Annotated in this window: 25 protein-coding genes; 20 read left to right on the top strand and 5 right to left on the bottom strand. The window is 69.5% G+C overall.

Going from position 1 to position 24980, the window contains the following annotated elements; genetic code table 11:
* Positions 1 to 133 precede the first annotated feature (133 nt).
* From rpoE to recO, 9 genes are all read left to right on the top strand, one after another.
* Positions 134 to 760, top strand: a complete 627-nt coding sequence (gene rpoE, locus H8B22_RS01815) for an RNA polymerase sigma factor RpoE (RefSeq protein ID WP_187712444.1) — start codon at positions 134 to 136, stop codon at positions 758 to 760.
* Entirely contained in the window at positions 757 to 1617 is an 861-nt protein-coding gene (locus tag H8B22_RS01810) for a sigma-E factor negative regulatory protein (protein WP_187712443.1), read from the top strand. The genes rpoE and H8B22_RS01810 overlap by 4 nt, the downstream gene beginning before the upstream one ends.
* A 66-nt stretch (positions 1618 to 1683) precedes the next feature.
* Positions 1684 to 3219, top strand: coding sequence for a Do family serine endopeptidase (locus H8B22_RS01805; protein ID WP_187712442.1), 1536 nt, complete (start codon positions 1684 to 1686; stop codon positions 3217 to 3219).
* Between the two features lie 126 nt (positions 3220 to 3345).
* Positions 3346 to 5139 carry a translation elongation factor 4 gene (gene lepA / locus H8B22_RS01800; RefSeq protein ID WP_187712441.1) on the top strand — a complete coding sequence of 598 codons (1794 nt, stop codon included), beginning with the start codon at positions 3346 to 3348 and terminating at the stop codon, positions 5137 to 5139.
* A gap of 180 nt (positions 5140 to 5319) precedes the next feature.
* Positions 5320 to 6123 (top strand): signal peptidase I, encoded by an 804-nt coding sequence (gene lepB / locus H8B22_RS01795; RefSeq protein ID WP_187712440.1) that lies wholly within the window; start codon positions 5320 to 5322, stop codon positions 6121 to 6123.
* A 25-nt stretch (positions 6124 to 6148) separates the two neighbouring features.
* Positions 6149 to 6526 (top strand): DUF4845 domain-containing protein, encoded by a 378-nt coding sequence (locus tag H8B22_RS01790; protein ID WP_187712439.1) that lies wholly within the window; start codon positions 6149 to 6151, stop codon positions 6524 to 6526.
* The gene (gene rnc / locus H8B22_RS01785) at positions 6523 to 7179 is read left to right on the top strand and encodes a ribonuclease III (RefSeq protein WP_225876250.1); all 657 of its coding nucleotides are present in this window, start codon (positions 6523 to 6525) and stop codon (positions 7177 to 7179) included. Before H8B22_RS01790 ends, rnc begins: the two co-directional genes overlap by 4 nt.
* Positions 7180 to 7243: 64 nt before the next feature.
* Positions 7244 to 8152, top strand: coding sequence for a GTPase Era (era, locus tag H8B22_RS01780; protein ID WP_187712438.1), 909 nt, complete (start codon positions 7244 to 7246; stop codon positions 8150 to 8152).
* Positions 8153 to 8170: 18 nt separating this feature from the next.
* Entirely contained in the window at positions 8171 to 8902 is a 732-nt protein-coding gene (recO, locus tag H8B22_RS01775) for a DNA repair protein RecO (RefSeq protein ID WP_187712437.1), read from the top strand.
* Positions 8903 to 8917: 15 nt separating this feature from the next.
* Here recO and H8B22_RS01770 read toward each other — a convergent pair whose 3' ends face one another.
* Positions 8918 to 9631: a response regulator gene (locus tag H8B22_RS01770; RefSeq protein WP_187712436.1), complete on the bottom strand. Its 714-nt coding sequence runs from the start codon at positions 9629 to 9631 to the stop codon at positions 8918 to 8920.
* 140 nt (positions 9632 to 9771) lie between these two features.
* Between H8B22_RS01770 and H8B22_RS01765 the strand changes: the two genes are divergently transcribed.
* The 11 genes from H8B22_RS01765 to H8B22_RS01715 all read left to right on the top strand — a co-directional run bounded on the left by H8B22_RS01765 (position 9772) and on the right by H8B22_RS01715 (position 20833).
* Positions 9772 to 11715 carry a translocation/assembly module TamB domain-containing protein gene (locus H8B22_RS01765; RefSeq protein ID WP_187712435.1) on the top strand — a complete coding sequence of 648 codons (1944 nt, stop codon included), beginning with the start codon at positions 9772 to 9774 and terminating at the stop codon, positions 11713 to 11715.
* A 52-nt stretch (positions 11716 to 11767) separates the two neighbouring features.
* A complete protein-coding gene (locus H8B22_RS01760) occupies positions 11768 to 12391 on the top strand; it encodes a DUF1318 domain-containing protein (protein ID WP_187712434.1) in 624 nt (207 codons plus the stop codon).
* Positions 12392 to 12512: 121 nt separating this feature from the next.
* Entirely contained in the window at positions 12513 to 13847 is a 1335-nt protein-coding gene (rlmD, locus tag H8B22_RS01755; protein ID WP_187712433.1) for a 23S rRNA (uracil(1939)-C(5))-methyltransferase RlmD, read from the top strand.
* 160 nt (positions 13848 to 14007) lie between these two features.
* Entirely contained in the window at positions 14008 to 14523 is a 516-nt protein-coding gene (locus tag H8B22_RS01750) for a CYTH domain-containing protein (RefSeq protein ID WP_187712432.1), read from the top strand.
* A gap of 151 nt (positions 14524 to 14674) precedes the next feature.
* Positions 14675 to 15685 carry a beta-N-acetylhexosaminidase gene (gene nagZ, locus H8B22_RS01745; protein WP_187712431.1) on the top strand — a complete coding sequence of 337 codons (1011 nt, stop codon included), beginning with the start codon at positions 14675 to 14677 and terminating at the stop codon, positions 15683 to 15685.
* Entirely contained in the window at positions 15685 to 16233 is a 549-nt protein-coding gene (locus H8B22_RS01740; RefSeq protein WP_187712430.1) for a hypoxanthine-guanine phosphoribosyltransferase, read from the top strand. Before nagZ ends, H8B22_RS01740 begins: the two co-directional genes overlap by 1 nt.
* Positions 16234 to 16237: 4 nt before the next feature.
* Complete coding sequence (locus H8B22_RS01735) at positions 16238 to 16699, top strand: hypothetical protein (protein ID WP_187712429.1); 462 nt, start codon at positions 16238 to 16240, stop codon at positions 16697 to 16699.
* Positions 16696 to 17448, top strand: coding sequence for an S-methyl-5'-thioinosine phosphorylase (locus tag H8B22_RS01730; protein ID WP_407060819.1), 753 nt, complete (start codon positions 16696 to 16698; stop codon positions 17446 to 17448). The genes H8B22_RS01735 and H8B22_RS01730 overlap by 4 nt, the downstream gene beginning before the upstream one ends.
* Positions 17449 to 17590: 142 nt before the next feature.
* A complete protein-coding gene (locus tag H8B22_RS01725; RefSeq protein WP_056133187.1) occupies positions 17591 to 17794 on the top strand; it encodes a cold-shock protein in 204 nt (67 codons plus the stop codon).
* Positions 17795 to 17890: 96 nt separating this feature from the next.
* On the top strand, positions 17891 to 19147 hold the full coding sequence (locus H8B22_RS01720; protein WP_187712428.1) for an FAD-dependent oxidoreductase: 1257 nt from the start codon (positions 17891 to 17893) through the stop codon (positions 19145 to 19147).
* Positions 19148 to 19192: 45 nt separating this feature from the next.
* Positions 19193 to 20833: an acyl-CoA dehydrogenase family protein gene (locus H8B22_RS01715; RefSeq protein WP_187712427.1), complete on the top strand. Its 1641-nt coding sequence runs from the start codon at positions 19193 to 19195 to the stop codon at positions 20831 to 20833.
* On the opposite strand, the gene H8B22_RS01710 is transcribed toward H8B22_RS01715, so the two are convergent.
* From H8B22_RS01710 to H8B22_RS01695, 4 genes are all read right to left on the bottom strand, one after another.
* Positions 20830 to 22587 carry an ABC transporter transmembrane domain-containing protein gene (locus H8B22_RS01710; protein WP_187712426.1) on the bottom strand — a complete coding sequence of 586 codons (1758 nt, stop codon included), beginning with the start codon at positions 22585 to 22587 and terminating at the stop codon, positions 20830 to 20832. The genes H8B22_RS01715 and H8B22_RS01710 overlap by 4 nt on opposite strands.
* Before the next feature lie 107 nt (positions 22588 to 22694).
* Positions 22695 to 23279: an IMPACT family protein gene (locus H8B22_RS01705; RefSeq protein WP_187712425.1), complete on the bottom strand. Its 585-nt coding sequence runs from the start codon at positions 23277 to 23279 to the stop codon at positions 22695 to 22697.
* Complete coding sequence (locus H8B22_RS01700) at positions 23276 to 24343, bottom strand: hypothetical protein (RefSeq protein WP_187712424.1); 1068 nt, start codon at positions 24341 to 24343, stop codon at positions 23276 to 23278. Before H8B22_RS01700 ends, H8B22_RS01705 begins: the two co-directional genes overlap by 4 nt.
* Positions 24340 to 24894 (bottom strand): RNA polymerase sigma factor, encoded by a 555-nt coding sequence (locus tag H8B22_RS01695; RefSeq protein ID WP_187713482.1) that lies wholly within the window; start codon positions 24892 to 24894, stop codon positions 24340 to 24342. Before H8B22_RS01695 ends, H8B22_RS01700 begins: the two co-directional genes overlap by 4 nt.
* Positions 24895 to 24980 lie beyond the last annotated feature (86 nt).

Raw genomic sequence — 24980 nt, 5'->3', positions numbered from 1 at the left:
GGTCGAACCATGACGGCTGGCGCTTGCAGCGTATGGTCTGCGACCCCATGAAGATCCACATGAATGAACTTTTGCCCGGAAGGGCTGTCCGACGGTTCGGCCTTGCCGAGCTGACAGGAGTGCCGGCGCTGTGATGGCCGAAAAATTGTCGACCCCGGAATCCGACCTGGACCAGGAGCTGGTCCGGCGCGTGCAGCGTGGCGACAGTGCCGCGTTCGATGCGCTGGTGCGCAAGTACCAGCATCGGATCGTGGCGCTGATCGGGCGCTACGTCGCCGACTGGAGCGAATGCCAGGACGTGGCGCAGGAAACCTTCATTCGCGCGTATCGCGCGCTGGCCAACTTCCGTGGTGATTCGCAGTTCTACACATGGTTGCACCGCATCGCCGTGAACACCGCCAAGAACCACCTCGTAGCGCAGAACCGCAGGCCTCCGACCGACGACGTCGACGCGGCCGACGCGGAGCAGTACGACGCCGGCATCCGCTTGCGCGAGACGGCGACGCCCGAGCACGAACTGCTGCGTCAGGAGATCGAACTTACGGTGATGCGTGCGGTCGAAGCCTTGCCCGAGGAATTGCGCACGGCCATCAACCTGCGCGAAGTCGAAGGACTGAGTTACGAGGAGATCGCCGCCAGGATGGATTGCCCGATCGGCACCGTGCGTTCGAGGATCTTCCGCGCGCGCGAGGCCATCGACAGCGAATTGAGCCCCTTGCTCGACCACGACACGAACCCGCGGGAGCGTGCGCACCGATGACCACCGCCACCAACAACCATCACCCCCTGCCGCCGCGCGACGACCGCGAGGCACTCAGTGCACTCTTCGACGGCGAATTGCCTGGGGATTCCGCGCGTTTCGCGTTGAAGCGCCTGGACCACGATGCCCAATGGCGCGACACCTGCGGCCGCTGGCAGCTGATCGGCGACACGTTGCGTGGCGAAGCGGTCGGTGCGGCGCACGCGGGCTTCGCCGACGGAGTGATGCGCGCATTGGCGGCGGATGCGCAGGCGGCTGCGGCCGTTCCTGCGCAGACGGCTGAGCGCACCGCGCGGCGGATGCACCGGCGCTGGCTGGGCGGCGCGGCGCTGGCGGCCACGGTCGCGGTCGCGACGGTGCTGGCAGTGCGTCCCTATTCGCAACCCGAGCCGGCCGCGCAGGTTGCTGCGGAAGTCGCTTCGCCGGCTCCGGCCATCGCGGCGACCAGCGACGTGCCCGCCGCGACGGCGCAGGCTGGCGAGAGCGGTCCGGTCGTGGCCGTCGCGGTCGCCGATGCCGTACCGGCAACGGCGTCCCAGCGGCGGGCCGCGCGTCCGGCGATCCGCCTGGTCCGCACGCCTGCTGCGACCACCGCGGCGACGGCCGAACAACCGGCCACGGCCCTGGCGGCGGCAGCCCAAGCGGCGAACCGCCAACCGTTCCACCCGCCGGCGGACGACATCGTCGCGCGCCCGTGGCCGCGATCGGTGTTGTCGGAAGCCGGCGCGGCCGGCGCACTCACCGTGGGCTTCGGCACGGGCACGACGACGTCGCCGTCGTTGTACCCCTTCGAACCGCGCCTGCAGCCGGAATCCCAGACGACACGGCCGCCGCAGCCGGTCGAACCACAGCGTTGATGCGGGGCCGGAACTCCCGGTAGCGCGGCTCCCGATCGCACTTCTCCCCCAATCCAGAACATGCCCATGAACCGACCGCTTCGTTCCCTGGCTGTGCTCGGCGTCATTGCCGCCTCGTTGCCCACCGCCTGCACCGCGCAACCGCCTGCCGTCGGCGCCTCCGTGCCGGCGGCCACGACCGCCCAGACCGTGCCGGCATCGCCGGTGGTCACCGGGCTGCCGGATTTCACCAACCTGGTCCAGCAGGTCGCTCCCGCCGTGGTCAACGTCAGTGCCGAAGTGGGCGCGCGGCGCGTCGCCCGCGGCGGTGACGCCGACGAGGAGCAGATCCCCGAATTCTTCCGCCGGATGCTGCCGCCGGGAATGTTCGAGGGCCCGGGTGGCCCGCAGGCACCGCAGGCGCCCCGCGGCGTCTCGATGGGCACCGGCTTCCTGATCTCGAACGACGGCTACGTGCTGACCAACCACCACGTGGTCGAGGGCGCGGACACCGTGACGGTAAAGCTGTCGGACCGGCGCGAATTCAAGGCCAAGGTCGTCGGCAGCGACCAGCAGTCCGACGTGGCGCTGCTGAAGATCGACGGCAAGGGCCTCCCGGCGCTGCGCCTCGGCGATTCGACCCGACTCAAGCCGGGGCAGTGGGTGGTCGCGATCGGCTCGCCGTTCGGGCTCGACCAGTCCGTCACCGCCGGCATCGTCAGCGCCGTGGGCCGGGCGAATCCCTACGCCGACCAGCGCTACGTGCCCTTCATCCAGACCGACGTCGCCATCAACCGCGGCAACTCCGGCGGTCCGCTGCTCAACACCTCGGGGGAAGTGGTCGGCATCAATTCGCAGATCTTCAGCAATTCCGGCGGCTACATGGGCGTGAGCTTCGCCATCCCGATCGACGTGGCGATGAGCGCCGCCGACCAGATCAAGCAGACCGGCAAGGTCAGCCGCGGCCAGCTCGGCGTGCAGGTGCAGGCGATCTCCGCCGAGGATGCTCGCGGCCTCGGCCTGCCCGACGCCGGCGGTGCGCTGGTGTCCGTGGTGGTCCCGGGCAGCGCCGCGGCGAAGGCCGGCATCGAGCGCGCGGACGTGATCCGTGCGGTCAACGGTCGCGCGGTCAACGTCTCCAGCGACCTGCCGCCGCTGATCGGTGGCATGCCGCCGGGCACCAAGGTGCGCCTGGAGATCCTGCGCGACGGCAAGCCGCGGCAGGTCCAGGTCACCCTCGACGCGCTCAATGAAGAGCTGGCGGGCGGCGCCGTCGACCAGCCCGGGTCGGACGACGAGGATGCGCCTTCCGGGTCGACGGCCCGCGGCAATCCGCTGGGCCTGGCCGGGCGCGACCTCAGTGCGGCCGAACGCCAGCAGCTCGGCCTGCAGGCGAGCGAGGGCGTGCGCCTGGCGCGCGTCGGCGATGCCGCTGCGGGCGCCGGGCTGCGCGCCGGCGACGTGGTCCTGTCGGTGGGGCGCACCAGCGTAGGCACGGCCGCCGCCCTGGATCGCGCCCTGGCGGGCGTGAAGGACGGGCAGACGGTGATGCTGCTGGTCCGTCGCGGCAACGCCACGCAATTCATCGCAGTGACCGCGGGCGAGGACGAGGCGGCCGGCTGAGCGCCGCTTGGACCGCCTGGCGCCGCCCGTGCGCGAAATCCGCTGCGCCCGCCCCACAAGGCGGGTGCAGTCGCGTGTGCGATAATCGCGCGTTAACTTTTTCGAGACGGCAGCAAGCCGCCCCGCATGCAGCACATCCGCAATTTCTCCATCATCGCCCACGTCGACCACGGCAAGTCGACGCTCGCCGATCGCATCATCCAGCTCTGCGGCGGCCTCGAAGCCCGCGAGATGGAAGCGCAGGTGCTCGATTCCAATCCGATCGAGCGCGAGCGTGGCATCACCATCAAGGCCCAGTCGGTCTCGCTGCCGTACAAGGCGAAGGACGGGCAGGTCTACCAGCTCAACTTCATCGACACCCCCGGCCACGTCGACTTCAGCTACGAAGTCAGCCGCTCGCTGGCCGCGTGCGAAGGCGCCCTGCTGGTGGTCGACGCGGCGCAGGGCGTGGAAGCGCAGTCGGTCGCCAACTGCTACACCGCGGTCGAGCAGGGCCTGGAAGTCGTGCCGGTGCTCAACAAGATCGACCTGCCGACCGCGGACGTCGATCGCGCCAAGGCCGAGATCGAGGCCGTGATCGGCATCGACGCCGAGGATGCGGTGGCGATCAGCGCCAAGACCGGCCTCAACGTCGAACTGGTGCTGGAGGCGATCGTCCATCGCATCCCGCCGCCGAAGCCGCGCGACACCGACAAGCTGCAGGCGCTGATCATCGACTCGTGGTTCGACAACTACCTCGGCGTGGTGTCGCTGGTGCGCGTGATGCAGGGCGAGATCACCCCGGGCAGCAAGATCCTGGTGATGTCGACCGGCCGTACCCACCAGGTCGACAGCGTTGGCGTGTTCACGCCCAAGCGCAAGGTGCTGAGCAAGCTCGGCGCGGGCGAGGTGGGCTGGATCACCGCGTCGGTGAAAGACGTGCACGGCGCGCCGGTCGGCGACACGCTGACGCTGGCGAGCGATCCGGCGTCGAAACCACTGCCGGGCTTCCAGGAAATGCAGCCGCGCGTGTTCGCCGGCCTGTTCCCGGTCGATGCCGAGGATTACCCGGCGCTGCGCGAATCGCTGGACAAGCTGCGCCTCAACGACGCCGCGCTGCGCTTCGAGCCGGAAAGCTCCGAGGCGATGGGCTTCGGCTTCCGCTGCGGCTTCCTAGGCATGCTGCACATGGAGATCGTGCAGGAGCGCCTGGAGCGCGAATACAACCTCAACCTGATCAGCACCGCGCCGACGGTGATCTACGAGGTGCTCAAGACCGACGGCACCATCGTGCCGATGGACAACCCGGCCAAGCTGCCGCCGGTGAACATGGTCGAGGAGATCCGCGAGCCGATCATCCGCGCCAACATCCTCACGCCAGAAGCCTACATCGGCAACATCATCAAGCTGTGCGAAGAGAAGCGCGGCGTGCAGCTGGGCATCCAGTACCTCGCCAGCCAGGTGCAGATCAGCTACGAGTTGCCGATGGCGGAAGTGGTGCTCGACTTCTTCGACAAGCTGAAGTCGGTGTCGCGCGGCTATGCATCGCTGGATTACCACTTCCTGCGCTTCGACGCCGGTCCGTTCGTGCGCGTGGACACGCTGATCAATGGCGACAAGGTCGATGCATTGTCGATCATCGTCCACCGCAGCCACGCCGATCGTCGCGGCCGCGAACTGTGCGAGAAGATGAAGGAGCTGATCCCGCGGCAGATGTTCGACGTGGCGATCCAGGCCGCGATCGGCTCGCAGATCATCGCCCGCAGCACGGTCAAGGCCATGCGCAAGAACGTGCTCGCCAAGTGCTACGGCGGCGACATCAGCCGCAAGAAGAAGCTCCTCGAGAAGCAGAAAGAGGGCAAGAAGCGGATGAAGCAGGTGGGCCGCGTGGAGATTCCGCAGGAAGCCTTCCTGGCCGTGCTGCAGGTGGACAGCAAGTGACGTCCGCAGCGGGGAATCGGGGATAGGTGTCGTCCTGGTCCGTCACTCCGGGCACGGCGCGGGTGCTTCTGCGTGCAGTTCCATTCCGAGCCGGTCCCTCGCTATGCTCCGACGCAACTCGCGCTGTCGCCGTACCGGTTTCCGTCCCGTGTTCCGAATTCCGGCTCCCAAGGAGCAAGCATGAAGTGGTTTGAGATCATCCTCGTCGTCCTGACCCTGTTCACGGGCGTGGTCTGGTTGCTGGACAAGTTGTTCCTGTCCAAGCGTCGCGCCGCCGCCTCCGGGTTGCTGGACGAAGGCGAGGAGCCGTTCGTCATCGACTACTCCAAGGCCTTCTTCCCGGTCCTGGCGGTCGTGCTGATCCTGCGCAGCTTCGTCGCCGAGCCGTTCCGCATCCCGTCCAATTCGATGATGCCGACGCTGCTGACCGGCGACTTCATCCTGGTCAACAAGTTCGCCTACGGCCTGCGCCTGCCGATCACCAACAAGAAGTTCATCGGGGTGGGCGAGCCGCAGCGCGGCGACGTGGTGGTCTTCCATTTCCCCGGCCGCGGTGCGGACGACCCGAACAAGGGTGTCGACTTCATCAAGCGGGTGATCGGCCTGCCGGGCGACCGCATCGGTTACCACGCCAACCAGGTGACCGTGAACGGCACGCCGCTCGCTTACGAGGAGATCGGCACCTACCAGGGGACCGGCAAGGGGGCCGAGATGACGGGTTCCCTCGAATTGCGTGAGAATCTGCCCGGGCGCCCGCATTCCGTCCTCGAATCCTCGGCTTCGCCGTTCATGGATCCAGGGGAGGGCGAATGGGAAGTGCCGCAGGGGCATTATTTCGTGATGGGCGACAACCGCAAGAACAGCGACGACAGCCGATACTGGGGCGTATTGCCGGAGAGCCAGCTCCGCGGCAAGGCATTCCTGATCTGGATGAGCTGGGACGGCGGCCTCGAATACCGGCGGATCGGCACTGGCATCCGTTGAGCTACACACCACTTAGGGGACTGGGATGAAGAATAAGCAGAGCGGTCTGACCCTGATCGGGTTCGTCATCGTGCTGGCGATCGCTGGCCTGTTCATCTATGTCGGCATGAAGCTCGTGCCGATGTACACGGAGTTCTATGCGGTCAAGAAGGCGCTGGCCAGCCTGGCCAACGAGGACGGCATCGCCAACAAGAGCGCGGGCGAAGTCGAACAGATGTTCTTCAAGCGGCTGTACATGAGCTATGCCGAGACGATCAAGCATGACGACGTCAAGGTGGAGCGTCGCGAAACCAGCTGGATCGTGATCGTCGACTACGAGAGCCGCCGCGAGCTGATCGCCAACCTCGACGTCGTCGGCAAGTTCCACGCGGAGAAGGTCCTCACGCGCAAAGCCGGAGAGTGAACATTCCGGGTCACCCGTTCTCCAACCCGGGTCTGCTCACCCAAGCCCTGACCCACCGCAGCGCAGGCGCTCCGCACAACGAGCGCCTCGAGTTCCTCGGCGACGCCCTGGTCAACCTGATCGTCGCCGAGGCGCTGTTCCAGCATTGGCCCCATGCCGATGAAGGCGCCTTGACCCGCGCCCGCGCCGAACTGGTGCGCGAATCCGCCCTGGCACCGATCGCCCGGCAACTCGACCTGGGCGCCAAGCTGATCCTGGGCCCGGGGGAAATGAAATCCGGCGGCCATCGCCGCGATTCCATCCTCGCCGATGCGCTCGAGGCGGTGGTGGCCGCGATCTACCTCGACAGCGGTTTCGAAACCTGCCGCGCCGCGGTCCTGCCCTGGTTCCAGCCGGCCATGGACGCCTTGCCGCCCCCGCACAAGGTCGGCAAGGACCCGAAGACGCGGCTGCAGGAATGGCTGCAGGGCAAGCAGAAGCCGCTTCCCGTGTACGCACTGGTCTCCGAAAGCGGCGAAGAACACGCCAAGACCTTCCATGTCACCTGCACCCTGCAGAATCCCGCGCTGGTGACGGACGGCGAGGGCGGCTCGCGCCGCGCCGCCGAGCAGGTAGCCGCCGAGGCCGCGCTGGCGCAGCTCGGCGCCGCCTGATTTCCACCAACGCCACTAGCGCCGCGGTTTGCCCTCGGGCAGCGCGGGGCGGACAATTCTTTCCATGACACATCCCATGCATCGCGCCGGCCACGTCGCCGTCATCGGCCGGCCGAACGTCGGCAAATCCACCTTGGTCAACGCCCTCGTCGGCGCCAAGGTCAGCATCGTCTCGCCGCGGCCGCAGACCACGCGCCATCGCCTGCTCGGCATCGCGACCTTCCCGGAAGGCCAGCTGCTGCTGGTGGACACCCCCGGCATCCACCGCGAGCAGAAGCGCGCCATGAACCGCCTCATGAACCGTGCCGCCCGTGGCGCGCTTGAAGGGGTCGATGCGGCGCTGCTCGTCGTGCGCGCGGGGCAATGGGACGACGAGGACACGCTCGCCTACGACGCACTGAAGGATGCCGCCTTGCCGGTGATCCTGGTGGTGAACCAGGTCGACCGCGTCAGCGACAAGAGCGCGCTGCTGCCGTACCTGGCGAAGGTCAGCGAGGGTCGCGACTTCGCCGGCGTGCACCCGATCTCCGCGCTCAAGCGCAGCGGGCTCGAAGCGCTGGTCAAGAGCGTGCTCGCGCAGCTGCCCGAGCAGCCGGCGCTGTACGGCGAAGACGAGATCACCGACAAGAGCCAGCGCTTCCTGGCGGGCGAACTCGTGCGCGAACAGTTGATGCGCCAGCTCGGCGAGGAACTGCCCTACGCGACCACCGTGGAGATCGAACGCTTCGTCGAGGAGCCGTCGCCGAAGGGCGTGCTGCTGCGCATCGGTGCCGTGATCTGGGTCGAGCGCGAAGGCCAGAAGTTGATCGTCATCGGCAAGGGCGGCGAACGGCTGCGCGAGATCGGCACCAAGTCACGCCTGCAGATGGAGCGCCTGTTCGGCTCCAAGGTCTTCCTCGAGACCTGGGTGCGGGTGCGCGAGGGCTGGTCCGACGACGAGGCGGCATTGCGCGCGTTCGGCTACAACGACTGACGCGGTCGCATAACGACGATGCGGTTCGCGGCCGAGCCCGCTTTCGTCCTGCACACGCGGCCATGGCGCGAAAGCAGCCTGCTGGTGGAAGTGCTCGCTGCTGAGCACGGTCGCCTGGGCCTGGTCGCACGCGGCGTGCACGGTCCGAAGCGGCACCTGCTGCGCGCGGCCCTGCAGCCGTTGCAGTTCATCCGCTTCGATGCGGTGCAGCGCGGCGAGCTGGCGACGCTCTCGGCGGCGGAGGCGCTCGACGCCGCGCCGCGGCTCGTCGGCGACGCCATGCTCGCCGGCTTCTATCTCAACGAACTCACGATGCGCCTCGCCCCGCGCGGCGATCCGCAGCCGGAGCTGTTCGAAGCCTATCGCCTCGCGCGCCTGCGCCTGGGATCGGCGGAGTCGCTGGCGTGGACGCTGCGCCGTTTCGAACGCGACCTGCTCGACGCACTGGGTTTCGGTTTCGACTGGAGCAGCGACGGCGAGGGCCTGCCGGTCGACGCGGCCGCGCGTTATCGCCTGGATCCGGAGAATGGCCCGCGCCGCCTGTTGGCGGACCGCGGCCACGGCGACCGGCGCAGCGCCGCGACCGGGCGCGCCCTGCTTGCGCTGGGCGCGGACGTGCTGCCGGTCGACGAGGACCTCATCAGCCTGCGGCGTCCGATGCGCGAGGTCCTGGCCTTCCACCTCGGCGCCCGCGGCCTGAAATCGTGGGAAATGCTGGGCGAGCTGGCTCGGGTGTCGCCCAGCGATTGAGGCTGCGCTACGCGCTCAGCCCGGCGTCGCCACCGGGGCGACGGATTCCAGCAATGCCTGCGAGGCAAGGGTGAAATCCTGCAGGCGCAGGTGCGAGCGATCGTCCTCGCCCAGGCGCTGCACCGCCTGCTGGAGCCGGGTGGCGCCGACGAAACCGCAACTGGCGCGCAGCCGGTGCAGTTCCGCGTGCAGCCCCTGGAAGTCCTCGTTGCGGAAGGCATTGCGCACGCGGTCGATAACGGCCGGCAGCTCGGCGAGGAAGAGCTTGCGCAGCGCCGCGATGTGCTCGCGGTTGCCGTTGAGCGCGCGCGTGGCGGTTTCGTCGTCCCAATCGGCGAGCGCGCCGGGCGGCGGTGCGGGACCCAGGCCCAACGCCTCCCGCAGCGCCGCCTTCACCACGTTCGCGGGGACCGGTTTGACCAGCACGTCGCGGAAGCCGGCGCCCAGCAGCGCCTGCCGGGTATCGGCATCGGCGGTGGCGGTGTGCGCGAGCGCGGGGGGCGTGGCATCGCGACCGCGCAGGCGTGCCAGCAGTTGCGCGCCGCTGCCGTCGGGCAGGTTGGCATCGATCAGCCACAGGTCGTAAGGGCCGGCGGCGGCCAGCGCGATTGCCGCCGCCATGCTGTCGGCGGCATCGACGGTGGCCGGCAGCGCCTGCACCGCGACGGTGAGGAAGGCACGGCTGACGGGATCGTCTTCCACCAGCAGGACGCGGGGTGCCGATGTCACGGGCGCGGGTGTCATGGGTGCTGATGTCATGGTCTATGCACTCCGATCGGTATCCTTTCCGAATGTCGCCTTGGATGTTACGCCTGCTGTGCTGCCTGGGCCTGGCCGCCGTCGCGGTCGGGCCGGCGCACGCACGATCCATGACCGCGCGCATTGCCCAGGTGACGACGCCGGTGGCGACCCTGCAGGGGGTGGAGGTGCGACTGGATTGGCCGCAGGCCGCACCGCAGGGAACCCTGCACCTGCGCGCGCGCCGCGTGGATGCTCCGGACCTGGGTTACCGCTTCGCCGACCTGGCGTGGCAATGCCCCCTGCAACGCGATGGCAACGGCGGCTGGCGCTGCGCGGGCGAGCTGCGCAGCGGGCGCGCGGCGCCGCTGCACCTCGCCCTGGACCTCGGCGTGGCGACCACCGCGGCGCGCCTGTCGCGCGGGACGAGCGCGTTGTCGCTGCAGCGCGATGCGGCCACCCCCGACCGCACCGAGATCGACCTGGTCCGTGTCCCGCTGGCCTGGGCGCAGGCCTTGCTCGCCGCCGCGTGGGACGACGCCCGCATCACCGGCGGCACCCTCGACGGCCGACTGGACGTGATCGCGCCCGCGAAGCAGCCGCTACGGGTCGAAGGTCCGCTGCGCGTGAGTGGCGGTGCCTTCGACACGCCCGATGGCACCATCGCCGCCGAAAACGTCGGCGCCGACCTGACGCTGGCCCTGTCCTTCGCCGACCGCGATCGCGCCCAGGTGCGCGGCGGGTTGCACGGCGGGGAGCTGCTGTTGGGCAACGCCTACGTGTCGCTGCAGCAGCGTGCGGTCGCAGTCGACATCGAAGCCACGCAGCAGGCCGGGCGGGGCTGGCAGCTGCCGCGCCTGCGCTGGTACGACGACGGGGTGCTGCGCGCGGAGGGCCGGGCGGCGCTCACGCCCGATGGCGGCCTCGCGGCATTGGACCTGCAACTGCGCAGCCCGGATCTCGCGCCGCTGCGCGATGCCTACCTGTCCGGCTGGCTGGGCGTGGCGGGCCTGGCGCAGTTGCAGTTCGACGGTGCCGCCGACGCGACGCTGAGCGTCGAGAAGGGGACGCTGCAGGACCTGCGTGCGTCCCTGCACGGCGTGTCGATTGTCGATCCGGAGCAGCGCTTCGGCTTCGACCGGCTCGACGGCAACCTGGCGCTCTCGGCGGGCGCATCGGTGGACTCGGAACTGGCATGGCAGGGCGGGCAGCTCTACGGCTTGCGCTTCGGCGCGGCGCGATTGCCGTTCGCCAGCAACGGTGGCGCGCTGCATTTCCGCGAGCCGGTCAGCGTGCCGATGCTCGGTGGCCAGCTCCGTTTCGACCACCTCGCGCTGCGCCCGCCCGCGGGCGACCAGGGCCTGGATGTCCGCTTCGGCATGACGCTGGCGCAACTCGATGTCGGCCAGCTGGCGAAGGCATTGGACTGGCCCGCGTTCACCGGTGAGCTGAGCGGCGAGATTCCGCTGGCGCACTACGCCAGCGAACGGCTGGATTTCGACGGCGGCCTGCGCATGCGCGTGTTCGACGGCGCGATCGAGGTGTCGTCGCTGTCGATGGAGCGGCCGTTCGGCGTCGCCCCGACGTTGTCGGCCGACGTGGCGATGGACGACCTGGACCTGGAGGCGCTGACCGGCGTGTTCGGTTTCGGCAGCATCACCGGCCGCCTCGACGGCCGCATCGATGCGCTGCGCATGGTCGACTGGCAACCGGTCGCCTTCGACGCGATGCTGCACACGCAACGCAAGCCGGGCGTGCGCCAGCGGATCAGCCAGCGCGCCGTGCAGGATCTTTCCAGCGTCGGCGATGCCTCGTTCACCGGCAGCCTGCAGTCGCAGCTGATCGGCCTGTTCGACGACTTCGGCTATTCGCGCATCGGCATTTCGTGCCGGCTGGCCGACGACGTCTGCAGCATGGACGGACTGGGTTCAGCCGGACGGGGATTTATTATCGTCGCGGGTTCGGGCCTGCCACGATTGACGGTGGTGGGCTTCAACCGACGGGTCGACTGGCCGACGCTGGTGGAGCGCCTCGGTGCGATCGGCAAGGGCGACGTGAAGCCTGTCGTCGAATGATGTTTTGATGATTCGAACGGCGGAGCGAGATCCGCCCAACTGGAGGAAGAACATGCGTCGCCTGATGGGAATCCCGGTCGCCGCCGTGCTGTTGACGGCCTGCGTCACGATCAACGTGTACTTCCCGGCCGCGGAAGCGAAGGAAGCGGCCAAGGAATTCGTCGAGAAGGTCATCGGCGACGATGCCAAGGACGTCAACGTGAAGCCGGTTCCGGGCGACGGCGGTGGCATGGCGGTGCGGGCGTACACGCCCGGCCAGCACCTGCTGGCCCACGTCGACCTGCTGGCGCTGGTCGGCATCGGTGCCGCGCACGCGCAGGAGCAACCGGACATCACCATCAAGACGCCGGCGATCCAGGCGATCCAGGCGCGCATGGCCGAACGTTTCGACGCCCAGCTGCGCGCCGGCTTCGATGCCGGAGCTCTCGGCTTCGCCAGTGACGGCACCGTGGTCGTGCGCGATGCGGCGAAGCTCGCGCTCAAGGACCGCGTTGCCGTGAACCAGGCCGTGGCCGACGACAACCGCGACCGCAAGGCGGTGTACCGCGAGGTCGCCGTCGCCAATGGCCATCCGGAATGGGAAGCGCAGATCCGCGACGTCTTCGCCCGGCAGTGGATCGCCAGCGCGCGCTCCGGCTGGTGGTACCAGAGCGGCGGGGCGTGGAAGCAGAAGTGACGCCCCGTGCGTGATTCAGGGGAAGCCCGCCTTGGCGGGCTTTCCTGTTTCTGGGGCGTTCCCCTGATGGGCCGGCGGCCGAACCTGCGACAATACGCGGCCCGAAACAGCGGTTTTTCCCGTGGCGCGCATCGACCAGACCCCGTTTGAAGCAGACATCACCGACCTCAGCCACGACGGCCGCGGCGTCGCCCGGCGCGACGGGGAGGGCGGGAAGGTGACCTTCATCGCCGGTGCCTTGCCCGGCGAGCGGGTGTTGGCGAAGCAGACCTCGCGCTCGCGCCACTTCGACGAAGCCACGACGCTGGACGTCCTGCGCGCCTCGGCAGACCGCGTGCCGGCGCGCTGCCCGCACTTCGGCACCTGCGGCGGCTGTGCCTTGCAGCACCTAGACGAGGGCAAGCAGATCCTGGCCAAGCAGCGCGTGCTGCTGGACAACCTGGAGCGCATCGGCCACGTCACGCCCGAACGCGTGCTGCCGCCGCTGACCGACGCCGCCTGGGGCTATCGGCGCAAGGGCCGCTTCTCGGTGCGTCGCGTCGAGAAGAAGGACAAGACCCTGGTCGGCTTCCGCGAGCAGGATCCGCGCTTCGTCGCGGACCTCTCCGAATGCCACACCGTCATTCCCGAGATCGGCAGCAAGGTCTCCGCGCTGGCCGCGCTCGTCGACGGGATGCAGGCGCGGCGCGACATCCCTCAGATCGAATTCATTGCCGGCGACCCCAGCGGTGAATTCAGCGGCATCGCGCTGACCGTGCGCCACCTGGCGCCGTTGTCCGATGCCGACCAGGCGGCGCTGGTGGCATTCGGCCAGCAGCACGGCTTTGCCATCTTCCTGCAGCCCGGCGGCGTCGACAGCGTGCATCCGCTGTGGCCGGCGGAGCCGACGCTGGCGTTCAAGTTGCCGCAGTGGGACATCGAATTCGTGTTCCGCCCGCTCGACTTCATCCAGGTCAACGCCGGCCTCAACGGCAAGATGATCCAGTCCGCGCTGGACCTGCTCGATCCGCAGCCGCAGGACCGCGTGCTCGACCTGTTCTGCGGCCTGGGCAACTTCACCCTGCCGCTGGCGCGCCGCGTGCGCGAAGTGGTCGGGGTGGAGGGCGAGGCCGGCCTGGTCCGCCGCGCACGCGAGAACGCCGCGCACAACGGCATAACCAACGCGGAATTCCACGCCGCCGACCTGGGCAAGGACCTGAGCGATCACACCTGGATGCGCGAGGGCTTCGACCGCCTGCTGCTGGATCCGCCGCGCTCGGGCGCCGATTTCGTGCTGACCCAGCTGAAGCTCAAGCAGTTCAAGCGCATCGTCTACGTGAGCTGCCATCCGGGCTCGCTCGCGCGCGATGCGGGCTACCTGGTCAACGAGAAGGGTTGGAAGCTGCGCGCGGCGGGGGTGATGGATATGTTCCCGCATACGGCGCACGTTGAATCGATTGCGATGTTTGAGCCCTGATCTATTCGCCCGTCATCCCCGAGCGCTCTAGTCGGGGATCCATGGACTTTGTTTTTCGCGGAGGGACCGGTAGGCAAAGTCCCTGGATCCCCGATAGAAGCATTCGGGGATGACGGGCAAAAGCAAAGACCGTTCCCAGCTCCCGACTCCCGTCCCGATCATGCCCATCGAAATCGAACGCAAATTCCTCGTGACCGGCAACGACTGGCGCGCCGCCGCGCACAAGGTCGTGCCGATGGCCCAGGGCTACCTCAACGACCTGGCCGCCATGGACACCGGTGCGATGAAGGCCTCGGTCCGCGTGCGCATCCAGGGCGACGCGGCCTACCTCAATCTGAAATCGCGCGAGCTCGGCCACACCCGCCAGGAGTTCGATTACGCCATTCCGGTCGCGGACGCGCGCGATCTGCTCGCGCTGAGCGTCGGCGGGTTGGTCGACAAGCGCCGGCATTACGTCGATGTCGGCGGGCACCTGTGGGAAGTCGACGAGTTCCTGGGCGACAACGCAGGCCTGGTCGTGGCCGAGATCGAGCTGGGCTCGGCCGACGAGGCGTTCGAGAAACCCGCCTGGATCGGCCGTGAAGTGACCGATGCCAAGCGCTACTACAATCTGGCCCTGGCCGCGCGCCCGTACTCGCAGTGGAGCGAGGCGGAGCAGGCGGGTAACGTGGACTGAGGTGGCTTTCCGCGGCTGGTGTCGTGGCCCTCACCCGGCCTCTCACCTGTGGACACCCTTCGGGCGCCGCAAGCGGGAGAGGAGGAGTCGGTGCCGTGCAGGAGCCGCTTCGCTCATCACCATCGCATCTTTGTTTTCGCTGGATTCTGACATGTTGATTATTGGGCTCGCCGGCAAGGAACTCACCACGCAGGAACGCGACTGGCTGCAGCACGATGCCTGCGCCGGCGTGATCCTCTTCAGCCGCAACTTCGCCTCGAAGGCGCAGGTCGCGGAACTCTCGCTGGCGATCCGCGAAGCCGCGCCGCGCCCGCAATTGGTCTGCGTCGACCAGGAGGGCGGTCGCGTGCAGCGCTTCCGCGAGGGTTACAGCGCGCTGCCGGCGCTGGAAGGCTTCGGCCGGCTGTACGCACAGGATCGCGAGTCGGCATTGCAGCTCGCCGAAGAACACGCCTGGCTGATGGCCAGTGAAGTGCGCGCAACCGGCGTCGATCTCAGCTTCGCCCCGGTGGTCGACCTCGGCCGCGGCAACCGCGCCATCGGCAACCGCGCGTTCGCGGAAGATCCCGAAGTCGTCGCCGACTTCACCCGCGCCTATGTGCGCGGCATGCACGCGGCGGGCATGGCGGCAACGCTCAAGCACTTCCCCGGCCATGGCTCGGTGCTGGAAGACACGCATTTCGACAACGCCGTGGATCCGCGCCCGCTGGAGGACATCCGCCGCCTCGACCTGGTGCCTTTCGCCGCGGGCATCGACGCCAAGGCGGATGCGGTGATGATGGCGCACGTGCTGTATCCGGCCGTCGCGCCGGATCCGGCCGGTTACTCGAAGCGCTGGATCGAGGAGATCCTGCGCGGCGACCGCACTGCCGGTGGACTCGGCTTCCGCGGCGTCGTGTTCAGCGACGACATCGGCATGGCGGCCGCGACCGCCGCCGGTGGCGTGAAGCAGCGTGTCGGCCTGCACCTGGATGCCGGTTGCGACGTGGTGCTGGTGTGCCACCCGGAACTGGTCGAGGAAGCGCTGGAAGCGGTCAAGCACCGCAAGCTCAACACCGCGGCGCTGCTCGGCCTGATCGGCCGCGGCGCCCTGGGCTGGGATGGACTCATCGCGGACGCGCGCTACACGCAGGCGCGCAACCGCCAGGAAGGATTGGCGTAATGGCAGACCTGCAGGCCGCGCTGGCCAACAGCGACCTCATCCATGACCGCGCGACGCTGGAAGCGGCGATCGTGCGCATGTCCGCACGCATCCACGACGACTACGTCGGCAGCGTGCCGCTCTACATCACCGTGATGCATGGTGGCCTGCCGTTCGCCGGGCAGCTCGCGCTGGAACTGGGCGCGCGCGGCCTCGACGTCGAATTCGAATACCTGCACGCGACCCGCTACCGCGGCGCGACCTCGGGTGGCGAGCTGGTGTGGAAGCATCGCCCGGCCACCTCGCTGCAGGGGCGGCGCGTGCTGCTGGTCGACGACATCGTCGACGAAGGCCACACGCTGGCGCAGATCCGCGAGTGGTGCCGCGAACAGGGCGCCGCCGAGATCCGCATCGCCGCGCTCGCGGTCAAGGTGCATGACCGCTGCGTGCCGGGCCTCGCGGCTGACTACATGGGCGTCGAAGTACCGGACCGCTACGTCTACGGCTACGGCATGGACTACCAGGAACAGGGCCGCGGGCTGCCCGCGATCTATGCGCTGAAGGACTGAACCGATGCGCACGCGGCGGAGCGTCACCGGCTGGCTGACCGTTGCGATGATCCTGGGCCAGCTCGCGATCATCTGGATCAAGGACCTGCGCGAGCACGGCGCCAGCCACGCGTTCCTCGGCTACGCGCCGAACCTGGTCGCGGCGGCGACGTTGCCGGGACTGTTCGTCGTCCTGCTGCTGCGGCGTGGCTTCGATGCCGATGCGCCTTATGCCTGGTCGCAGTTGTGGCGCGAAGACGCCGTCCTGTTCAAGGCGCTGCTCATCGTCATGGCCGGCCTACTGGCGTGGGAGTTCGCGCAGGTCTACCGCCCGAACCGCACCTTCGATCCCCAGGACATCTGGGCGACCCTCGCCGGCGGTGCGCTGTGGCTCGCGACTGCGTTCGCCGGGCGCGCCCTGACCGCCGCTTCCCATCGTCGCCTGGTTGCGACGAATTCCATCCTTGCAGAGAGCGCATCCCCATGAGCGACATCGAACTGGCCATCATCGGCGGTACCGGCCTGTACAAGCTGGCCGAACTGCAGGACCCCGAAGCGCACCAGCCGGTGACGCACTACGGCGCGCTGTCGGGCCCGGTGCGCGTGGGCATCCTCGATGGGCACCGTATCGCCTTCCTCGCGCGCCACGGCGAAGGCCACTCGCTGCCGCCGCACAAGATCAACTACCGCGCCAACCTCGCCGCGCTGCAGGCGCTGGGCGCGCGCCGCGTGCTCGCGCTCAACACCGTCGGCGGCATCACCGAACGCTTCGGCCCACGCGTGCTCGCGTGCCCGGACCAGCTGATCGATTACACCTGGGGACGGATCTCCACCATCTGCGAAGAGCCGGGCACCGACGTGCTGCACGTCGACTTCGGCGAGCCGTACACGCGCTCGCTGCGCCACGCCGTCGTGGCTGCCGCGGCGCAGGCGAACGTGGCCCTGGTCGATGGCGGCTGCTACGGCGCCACGCAGGGGCCGCGCCTGGAAACGCGCGCCGAGATCGCGCGCATGCGCCGCGACGGTTGCGACCTCGTCGGCATGACCGGCATGCCCGAAGCGGGGCTCGCGCGCGAGATGGAACTGGATTACGCCTGCCTGGCGATCGTGGCCAACTGGGCCGCGGGTGCCGGGCCGGACCCGGACGAAGTCATTACCCTGCAGGATGTGCTGGACAACGTCGCGGCCGCTTCGGCGGGGCTCCCGGCGCTGCTGCGCGCGCTGCTGGCCGCCTGAGCGGCTGACTGAAATCGTGCTCCTGTCGCCGGGTGCGTGGTGCACGGCCGGCCGGGTTGCGCTCGTTCAGCAAGTTGGCATACTCGCGGAGCGCCGCCAGGGCCGGCGCACGTCATCGCATCCAGCAGAGGTCATCAAGGACATGCAGTACGGTACCGTGAAGTGGTTCAACGACGCCAAGGGATTTGGCTTCATCTCTCCCGAAGACGGCAGCGCCGATGTTTTCGTGCATTTCTCCGCCATCAATGCCAAGGGCTTCCGCAGCCTGCAGGAAGGCCAGCGCGTCAGCTACCAGCTGACCCAGGGCCCGAAGGGCGCGCAGGCGTCCGAAGTCGCGCCGGTCTGATCCAGGACCGACGGACTTGAGCCGTAACGGCTCGGTTTTTCCAGGCCCCGCCACGGCGGGGCCTTTTCTTTTTGGCGCTTGGGACGCTCGCAAGACATGAAGCCGCTGCGCATCGCGATCGTCGGCTATGGCACCGGCGGACAGGCCGCGGCGGTGTTGCTGTCGCGCGACGGCCACCACGTCGAAGTGTTCGAGCAGGCGGACGAGCTGGGACCGGTCGGTGCCGGTTTCCTGCTGCAACCGACCGGCATGGAAGTGCTGTGGCGGCTGGGCCTGCTCGATGCCGCGCTCGCGCACGGTGCGCGCGTGCATCGGCTGTTCGGCGAAACCCACGACGGGCGCGCGGTGATGGACATGCGCTACCGCGAACTCGATCGCGGCCTGTTCGGCCTGGGCATGCAGCGCGGCGCGCTGTTCGGCCTGCTGGACGCGGCCTGGCAGGAGGGCCGCCGCATCCACTGCGGACGGCGCATCGTCGGCATCGATGCCGAGCGCGGCGTGGTGCGCGATCAGGACGGGATCGAACACGGCGCCTTCGACCTGCTCGTCGTCGCCGATGGCGCGGCGTCGAAGCTGCGTGGTGAAGTTGGCACGGCTGCGCTCGACCGGCCCTATCCCTGGGGTGCGCAATGGTGCCTGGTGCCGCGCGGCGCCTGGGCGCACGTCGGCGAACTGCGCCAGCGCTACGTCGGTGCGCGGCGCATGGCGGGAATGCTGCCGGTGGGCACGCGCCCGGGCGACGACACGCCGCGCATGAGCTTCTTCTGGAGCGTTCCGGCCGCATCGCTGCAGGCGGAATACGACGCAGCGCGCTGGCGTGCCGATGTCGCCGCGGTGTGGCCGGAAGCCGCGGACATGCTGCGCGACACCGCGGTGCCCGAGGGCCTGGCCAAGGCGCGTTACCGCGACGCCAGCCATCGCCGCTGGCATCGCGGACGCGCCGTGCTGCTGGGCGACGCGGCGCACGCCATGAGCCCGCAACTGGGGCAGGGCGCAAACATGGCGCTCATCGATGCGCTGGTGCTGCGCGATGCGTTGCGCACCCACGACGAGCTTGCGCCGGCGTTCGCCAGCTACGAGCGCGCGCGGCGCGAGCACGTGGCGATCTACCATTTCTGGAGCCGCTGGCTGACGCCGTTGTTCCAGTCCGAACTCGACACACTCGCGGCCCTGCGCGACCGCCTGTTCAATCCGCTCACGCGCATGCCGGGCGGGCGACGGCAGGTACTGCGCGTGCTGACGGGCACGCGGCGCGGCTGGCTGGGCGTGTGGCCGCTGGACCCGGATTTCCGCGACGTACTCGACGCGCAGGCCCCCGCACCCGCGGGCGACGCGCGGCCCGCGTCCGCCTGATCCTTCCGCGCTAAAGTCGGGACTCCCCATCCGCGGAGTCGCCCCGTGACCGGCTCGAACGTCGAAACCCACGTGGTCGAGAACCAGCCGCCGGAGTTCGCCGGCCGGGACCTGTGGGCCGACGATGCGCCATTGCGTGACGCGGTCGAGCGCGAAGGCGGCGGCGCCTTCGCTGCGCACCTGCAGGCCTACGCGCAACTGGCGGGCGGGGACCTGCTGCAACTGAGCTTCGACGCGCACCGCGATCGCCCGCGCTTGCGCACGCACGATCGCTTCGGTCATCGCATCGACGTGGTGGAGTTCCACCCGCACTACCACGCGGTGATGGAGGCGGCGATCGGCCACGGCGTGGCCGGATTCTCCTGGCAGCACGCGCAAGCCGGCAGTCACGTGGCGCGCGCCGCATTGAGCTACCTGCACGGGCAGGTGGAGCCCGGCAGCAGTTGTCCCTTGACCATGACCCACGCGGCCGTGCCGGTGCTGCGCCGTGCCCCGTCGCTGCAGGCCTGGGCGCAGAAGGCGGCGACGCCGGCCTACGACCCGCGCGATCTGCCGACCGAACACAAGCGCGGCGCCACCATCGGCATGGGCATGACCGAGAAGCAGGGCGGCAGCGACGTGCGCGCCAACGCCACGCGCGCGCAGCCCTTGTCGGCAACCGGCGAGTACGCGCTGACCGGACACAAGTGGTTCTTCTCCGCGCCGATGTGCGATGGCTTCCTCGTCCTTGCGCAGGCGCCCGCCGGGTTGAGCTGTTTCCTGCTGCCGCGCTGGCGCCCGAACGGCACGCGCAACGCCTTCCGGCTGATGCGACTGAAGGACAAGCTGGGCGACTGGTCGAACGCGTCGTCCGAAGTCGAGTTCGACGGCGCCTGGGCGCACCGCATCGGTGACGAAGGACGTGGCGTGGCGACCATCATCGAGATGGTGATGCTGACACGGCTGGACTGCATGCTGGGCTCGTCCGCGCTGATGCGCATGGCGCTGGCGCAGGCACTGCACCACGCACGGCATCGCCGCGCCTTCGGCAAGCGCCTGGTCGAGCACGCGCTGATGCAGAACGTGCTGGCCGACCTGGCGATCGAATCCGAGGCGGCGCTGGCGTTCTCGCTGCGCGTCGCGCGTGCGGTCGACCGCGCTCCTGTCGATCCGGGTGAAGCGGCCTACGCGCGGATCGCCACCGCCATCGGCAAGTTCTTCGTCTGCAAGCGCGCGCCGGCCTTCGTCAACGAGGCGCAGGAGTGCCTGGGCGGCGCGGGTTACGTCGAGGAATCACTGCTGCCGCGCCTGTACCGGCAGGCGCCGCTGAATTCGATCTGGGAAGGCAGCGGCAACATCCAGTGCCTGGACGTGCTGCGTGCGTTGGCGCGCGAACCGGAGGCCGCGGCGGTGTTGCTGGCGGAGCTGCAGGCCGCGTCCGGGCTGCATCCGGCGTTCGACCGCGAGGCCGCTGCGTTGCACGAGGTGCTCGCGCCGGACGCCATCGACGAGGCCGATGCGCGCCGCTGGGTCGAACGCATGGCGCTGGCGTTGCAGGCCGCCATCCTGTTGCGCGCGGGCAGCCCGGTCGCGGAGGTGTTCTGTCGCTCGCGCCTGGGCGGCGCGCACGGACTGGTGTTCGGCACCTTGCCGGCGGACGTGCCGTTCGCGGCGGTCCTCGAGCGCGCGCTCCCGCCCGCGGCCTAGTCGAGGAACTGCAGCTTCGCCAATTCGGCGTACAGGCCGCCCTGCGCGAGCAGTTGTTCGTGCGTGCCCTCGGCCATGACCCGGCCGTGGTCCATCACCACGATGCGGTCGGCCTTGAGCACGGTGGCGAGGCGATGCGCGATGACGATCGTCGTGCGCCCCTGCATCAGCGTTTCCAACGCCTGCTGCACCGCGCGCTCGCTCTGCGCGTCGAGCGCGCTCGTCGCCTCGTCGAGCAGCAGGATCGGCGCATCCTTCAGCAACGCGCGTGCGATGGCGATGCGTTGCTGCTGGCCGCCCGACAGGCGCGCGCCGCGTTCGCCCAGTTCGGTATCCAGCCCTTCGGGCAGCGCGTGGATGAAATCGCTCGCGTGCGCGTTGCGCACGGCGGTGTCCAGCTGCGCGGCGTCGGCATCAAGGCGGCCGTAGCGGATGTTGTCGCGCGCGGTGGCGGCGAAGATCGTCGGGTGCTGCGGCACCAGGGCGACGGATTCGCGCAGCGCGGCGGGATCGAGCGTGCGGATGTCGTCGCCGTCGACGCGCACCACGCCCGATTCCGGGTCGTGGAAGCGCAGCAGCAGCGAGAACACCGTGCTCTTGCCCGCGCCGGACGGCCCCACCAGGGCCACGGTTTCGCCGGGGCGCACGTGCAGGCTGAAGTGGGTCAGTGCCGCCTGGTCGGGACGCTGCGGGTAGTGGAAGGTGACGTCGTCGAACACCAGGTCGCCGTGCACGGGCGAAGGCAATGCCTTGGGCGAGGCCGGTGCGGTGATGGCCGGTTGTTCCTGCAGCAGCTCGCTGATGCGGCCCATGCCGGCGGCCGCACGCTGCACTTCGTTCCAGACCTCGGCCAGGGCGCCGATCGAACCGCCGCCGATCACCGCGTAGAACACGAACTGCAGCAGCACGCCCGCCTTCATGCGTCCGGCGACCACATCGTGTGCGCCCAGCCACAAGACCACGGTGATCGCGCCGAACACCAGCGTGATCGCAACGGCCGTCACGATCGCCTGCGCGCCGATGCGCTTGCGCGCGGTGCCGATCGCGCTCTTCAACGCCTCGCTGAAACGGCCGCGTTCGTAGGGTTCGCGCGCATGCGCCTGCACCGTGCGCACCGCGCCCAGCGTTTCCGCGGCGAGCGCGTTGGCATCGGCGATGCGGTCCTGGCTGGCGCGCGAAATCTTGCGCAGGCGGCGACCGCCGATGACGATCGGCAGCACGGTCAGCGGGATGCCCACCAGCGCGAATGCCGCCAGCCGCGGGCTGGTGACGAACAGCATCACCAGCGAGCCGGTCACGGTCACCACGCTGCGCAATGCCACCGACATGGTGGAACCAACGGTACCGCGCAGCAGTTCGGCGTCGGCGGTCAGGCGCGAGACGAGCTCACCGCTGCGGTTGCGATCGTGGAAGCCGGCATCGAGGACGAGCAGGTGCGAATACAACTGCGCGCGCAGGTCGGCGACCACGCGTTCGCCCAGCAGCGACACGAAGAAGAAGCGCGCCGCGGTGGCGAAGGCGAGCACCAGCGCCACGCCGAACAGCAGCAGGAAGGCGCGATCGATCGCGTCGCCGCCACCGCTGGCGAAGCCCTGGTCGATCATCACGCGGGCCGCGGCGGGCAGGGCGAGCGTCGCGGCGCTGGAGCACGCGAGCGCGATCAACCAGGCGGCGAACAGGCCGGAATGGCGGCGGACGAAGGGCCAGAGGCCGCGGAGGCTGCCGAGCGGAGCTTTGCTTTGGGTATCGGGCATGTGCGGCGAAAGTGGTGGTCGGGCGGGCGGCCGTCAGGCGGCCCTTGGTCCGGCGTGCCTGCGCTTGCGGACGCGGGATGGCAGCCGACGATACAGGGTCGGGCGGTTCAATCGACCCCAAACCGCACCCTGTCCCGGGTGGCGTCGCGCAGCTGGGTTTTCAAGGCGGCGAGGCGATCGGCGGGAAGCCGCAGGCGCAGCGCGACGCCTTCGGCAAGGTAGTCCTCGTCCAGTTTTTCGGCGCCGAACGCCGCCAGCGCGGCGTGGACCGCACCGGTGGCTTCGAACGGATAGGCCAGGCGCAGCTCGGCGTAGGCGATCAGGGGCTGGCGCGCGGCCACGCGCAGGCATTCGGCGGCGGCGCCACCGTAGGCGCGGACCAGGCCGCCCGCACCGAGCTTGATGCCGCCGTACCAGCGCGTGACCACGGCCACGACCTGGTCGTAACCCTGGCCGTCGATCGCGGCGAGGATCGGGCGGCCCGCGGTGCCGGCCGGTTCGCCGTCGTCGCTGAAGCGGTATTGCGCGCCGATACGGTACGCCCAGCAGTTGTGGGTCGCGGCCGGATCGGCGACGTCGGCGAGGAAGGCGAGGGCGGCATCGGGACTGGTCACCGCCGCCGCGTGGACGATGAAACGGCTGTGCTTCACTTCCAGCACATGGGCCGCACGCGCGGCGAGGGTGTCGCTCATCGTGCCGCTTCAGCGGCCAGCAGTGCCTGCAGGTCGTCGGGAATGCGCACGCGCGGGTGCTCGCGGCGGAACAGGCGCAGGCTGGCGCGCGCGTTGTCGATGTCGTCGCCATCGCGGCGTGCGCGGATGCGTTCGAGCCATTCGGCCGCGGCGAGCTTCGCGTCGTCGCGGATCGGCACCTGCGACCAGTCGGTGTCGGCGCGGATGCGCGAGCCGGTGACTTCGATGCGGTCCAGGGTGGCGCTTTCGGCCTCGGCGGTGGCGGCGACTGCAGCCGGTGCCGGGGGCGGCGGTGGGGCAGACGCCATCGTCGGCGCGCGTTCGTAGCGCTCGGCGGTCGCACGCGCCGCGGTCGTGTACGTCGCGTGGCTCTTGCGTGCGCTCGCCGGTGTGGCGGCCGACGGCTCGGGGGCGAAGCCGGTATTCGCGGCAGCGTCGCTGGCCGGCGCGTCTGCTTCACGCGGGGCTTCGAGCGGCGCCGCTGCGGCCTGCATCGCCGCCTTGGCGGCCTGGGCTTGGCGTTGCGCGGCGGTGGCCGCAGTCGATGCAGCACGCTGTGACGCCGCCTGTTCGGCGGCGGCGCGTTCCGATGCCGCGCGTTCGGCCATGGCACGTGCAGCATCAACACGGTCCGCAGCTTCGGCCCGCGCCTGGCGGGATGGCGCATCGGCGCTGGCGGCGTCCGGCAGTGCAGGCGGATTCGCGCGCTGCGCGCGTGGCGCGGACGCCGGTTCGGCGAAGATGATCACTTCCTCGCCCGCATCGCCTTCGGCGTGCGTGACGGTGCGGCCGTATTGCGGGCGCAGCTGCCAGACCAGTCCCAGCGCCAGCACCGCGGCTGCAGCCACGCCGACGCCCGTGATCATGGCCGGCGGCAGGCCGAGCCAGGCCATGCGGCCGTGGCGACCCGGCTTGTGCGTCGCGGCCGCGGCATGCGCGGCCGCAAGGATGCGCGCATCCAGCGCCGGCGACGGCCCCTCGATCGGACCGGCACGGCCGAGCCGCGCGGCGAGGTCGCGCTCGTCGGCGTCCAGCGGTTCGTGGTGGTCGGGTCGCGTGGTCATTCGTTCAATCTCTGGCGCAGCTTGTCCATGGCGTAGCGAAGCCGCGATTTCACCGTTTCCCGGCCTACACCGGTAATGGCGCCGATTTCCTCCAGGCTCAATTCCTGTTCGAGCCGCAGCACCAGCACTTCGCGCTGTTCCTCCGGCAATTCCTCCATCGCCAGTTGCAGGCGGCGGCGCTGTTCGAATTCGGACAGTTCGCGCTCGGGCGTGGTCGAGTCCGGCACCCGCGCCGCGCGCTCGTCGCCGTCCTCGGGCGCCGTCGGGCGGTGCTTGGCCGCGCGCCAATGATCGTTGAGGCGGTTGTGGGCGATCCTGAACAGCCACGTGGAGAAGGCGGCGTCCGGCTTCCAGCCGGCGCGCGCGGCGATCACGCGCTGCCACACGTCCTGGAAGAACTCGTCGGCCAGTGCCTGGTTGCGCAGCTGCCGCATCAGGAAGCGGTACAGCGGGCCGCGATGGCGGGCGTAAAGGATCTCGAACGCCGCCACGTCGCCGCCCACCCAGGCCAGCATCAAGAGGTCGTCGTTGGCGTCCGCGCCCGGATTCATCGCGGGGAGGTTACGGGCTGGCGCCGGGGACGTGAAGCCGTTGACGCCGGCCTTCCCGTCGCGCAGCGCGGCCGGAGGGCCGGATT

Origin of the sequence: Lysobacter terrestris (assembly GCF_014489475.1) — a bacterium.
In the GTDB taxonomy this organism is placed as follows: domain Bacteria; phylum Pseudomonadota; class Gammaproteobacteria; order Xanthomonadales; family Xanthomonadaceae; genus Agrilutibacter; species Agrilutibacter terrestris.
The sequence above is the reverse complement of the archived record's forward strand: the minus strand, read 5'-3'. Positions and strand labels throughout refer to the sequence as shown.

Excerpts from the sequence above, each read along its gene's own strand:
- rpoE (WP_187712444.1), top strand. The coding sequence starts at position 134 with ATGGCCGAAAAATTGTCGACCCCGGAATCCGACCTGGACCAGGAGCTG.
- H8B22_RS01810 (WP_187712443.1), top strand. The coding sequence starts at position 757 with ATGACCACCGCCACCAACAACCATCACCCCCTGCCGCCGCGCGACGAC.
- H8B22_RS01805 (WP_187712442.1), top strand. The coding sequence starts at position 1,684 with ATGAACCGACCGCTTCGTTCCCTGGCTGTGCTCGGCGTCATTGCCGCC.
- lepA (WP_187712441.1), top strand. The coding sequence starts at position 3,346 with ATGCAGCACATCCGCAATTTCTCCATCATCGCCCACGTCGACCACGGC.
- lepB (WP_187712440.1), top strand. The coding sequence starts at position 5,320 with ATGAAGTGGTTTGAGATCATCCTCGTCGTCCTGACCCTGTTCACGGGC.
- H8B22_RS01790 (WP_187712439.1), top strand. The coding sequence starts at position 6,149 with ATGAAGAATAAGCAGAGCGGTCTGACCCTGATCGGGTTCGTCATCGTG.
- era (WP_187712438.1), top strand. The coding sequence starts at position 7,244 with ATGACACATCCCATGCATCGCGCCGGCCACGTCGCCGTCATCGGCCGG.
- recO (WP_187712437.1), top strand. The coding sequence starts at position 8,171 with ATGCGGTTCGCGGCCGAGCCCGCTTTCGTCCTGCACACGCGGCCATGG.
- H8B22_RS01765 (WP_187712435.1), top strand. The coding sequence starts at position 9,772 with ATGACCGCGCGCATTGCCCAGGTGACGACGCCGGTGGCGACCCTGCAG.
- H8B22_RS01760 (WP_187712434.1), top strand. The coding sequence starts at position 11,768 with ATGCGTCGCCTGATGGGAATCCCGGTCGCCGCCGTGCTGTTGACGGCC.
- H8B22_RS01750 (WP_187712432.1), top strand. The coding sequence starts at position 14,008 with ATGCCCATCGAAATCGAACGCAAATTCCTCGTGACCGGCAACGACTGG.
- nagZ (WP_187712431.1), top strand. The coding sequence starts at position 14,675 with ATGTTGATTATTGGGCTCGCCGGCAAGGAACTCACCACGCAGGAACGC.
- H8B22_RS01740 (WP_187712430.1), top strand. The coding sequence starts at position 15,685 with ATGGCAGACCTGCAGGCCGCGCTGGCCAACAGCGACCTCATCCATGAC.
- H8B22_RS01735 (WP_187712429.1), top strand. The coding sequence starts at position 16,238 with ATGCGCACGCGGCGGAGCGTCACCGGCTGGCTGACCGTTGCGATGATC.
- H8B22_RS01730 (WP_407060819.1), top strand. The coding sequence starts at position 16,696 with ATGAGCGACATCGAACTGGCCATCATCGGCGGTACCGGCCTGTACAAG.
- H8B22_RS01725 (WP_056133187.1), top strand. The coding sequence starts at position 17,591 with ATGCAGTACGGTACCGTGAAGTGGTTCAACGACGCCAAGGGATTTGGC.
- H8B22_RS01720 (WP_187712428.1), top strand. The coding sequence starts at position 17,891 with ATGAAGCCGCTGCGCATCGCGATCGTCGGCTATGGCACCGGCGGACAG.
- H8B22_RS01710 (WP_187712426.1), bottom strand. The coding sequence starts at position 22,587 with ATGCCCGATACCCAAAGCAAAGCTCCGCTCGGCAGCCTCCGCGGCCTC.
- H8B22_RS01705 (WP_187712425.1), bottom strand. The coding sequence starts at position 23,279 with ATGAGCGACACCCTCGCCGCGCGTGCGGCCCATGTGCTGGAAGTGAAG.
- H8B22_RS01700 (WP_187712424.1), bottom strand. The coding sequence starts at position 24,343 with ATGACCACGCGACCCGACCACCACGAACCGCTGGACGCCGACGAGCGC.
- H8B22_RS01695 (WP_187713482.1), bottom strand. The coding sequence starts at position 24,894 with ATGAATCCGGGCGCGGACGCCAACGACGACCTCTTGATGCTGGCCTGG.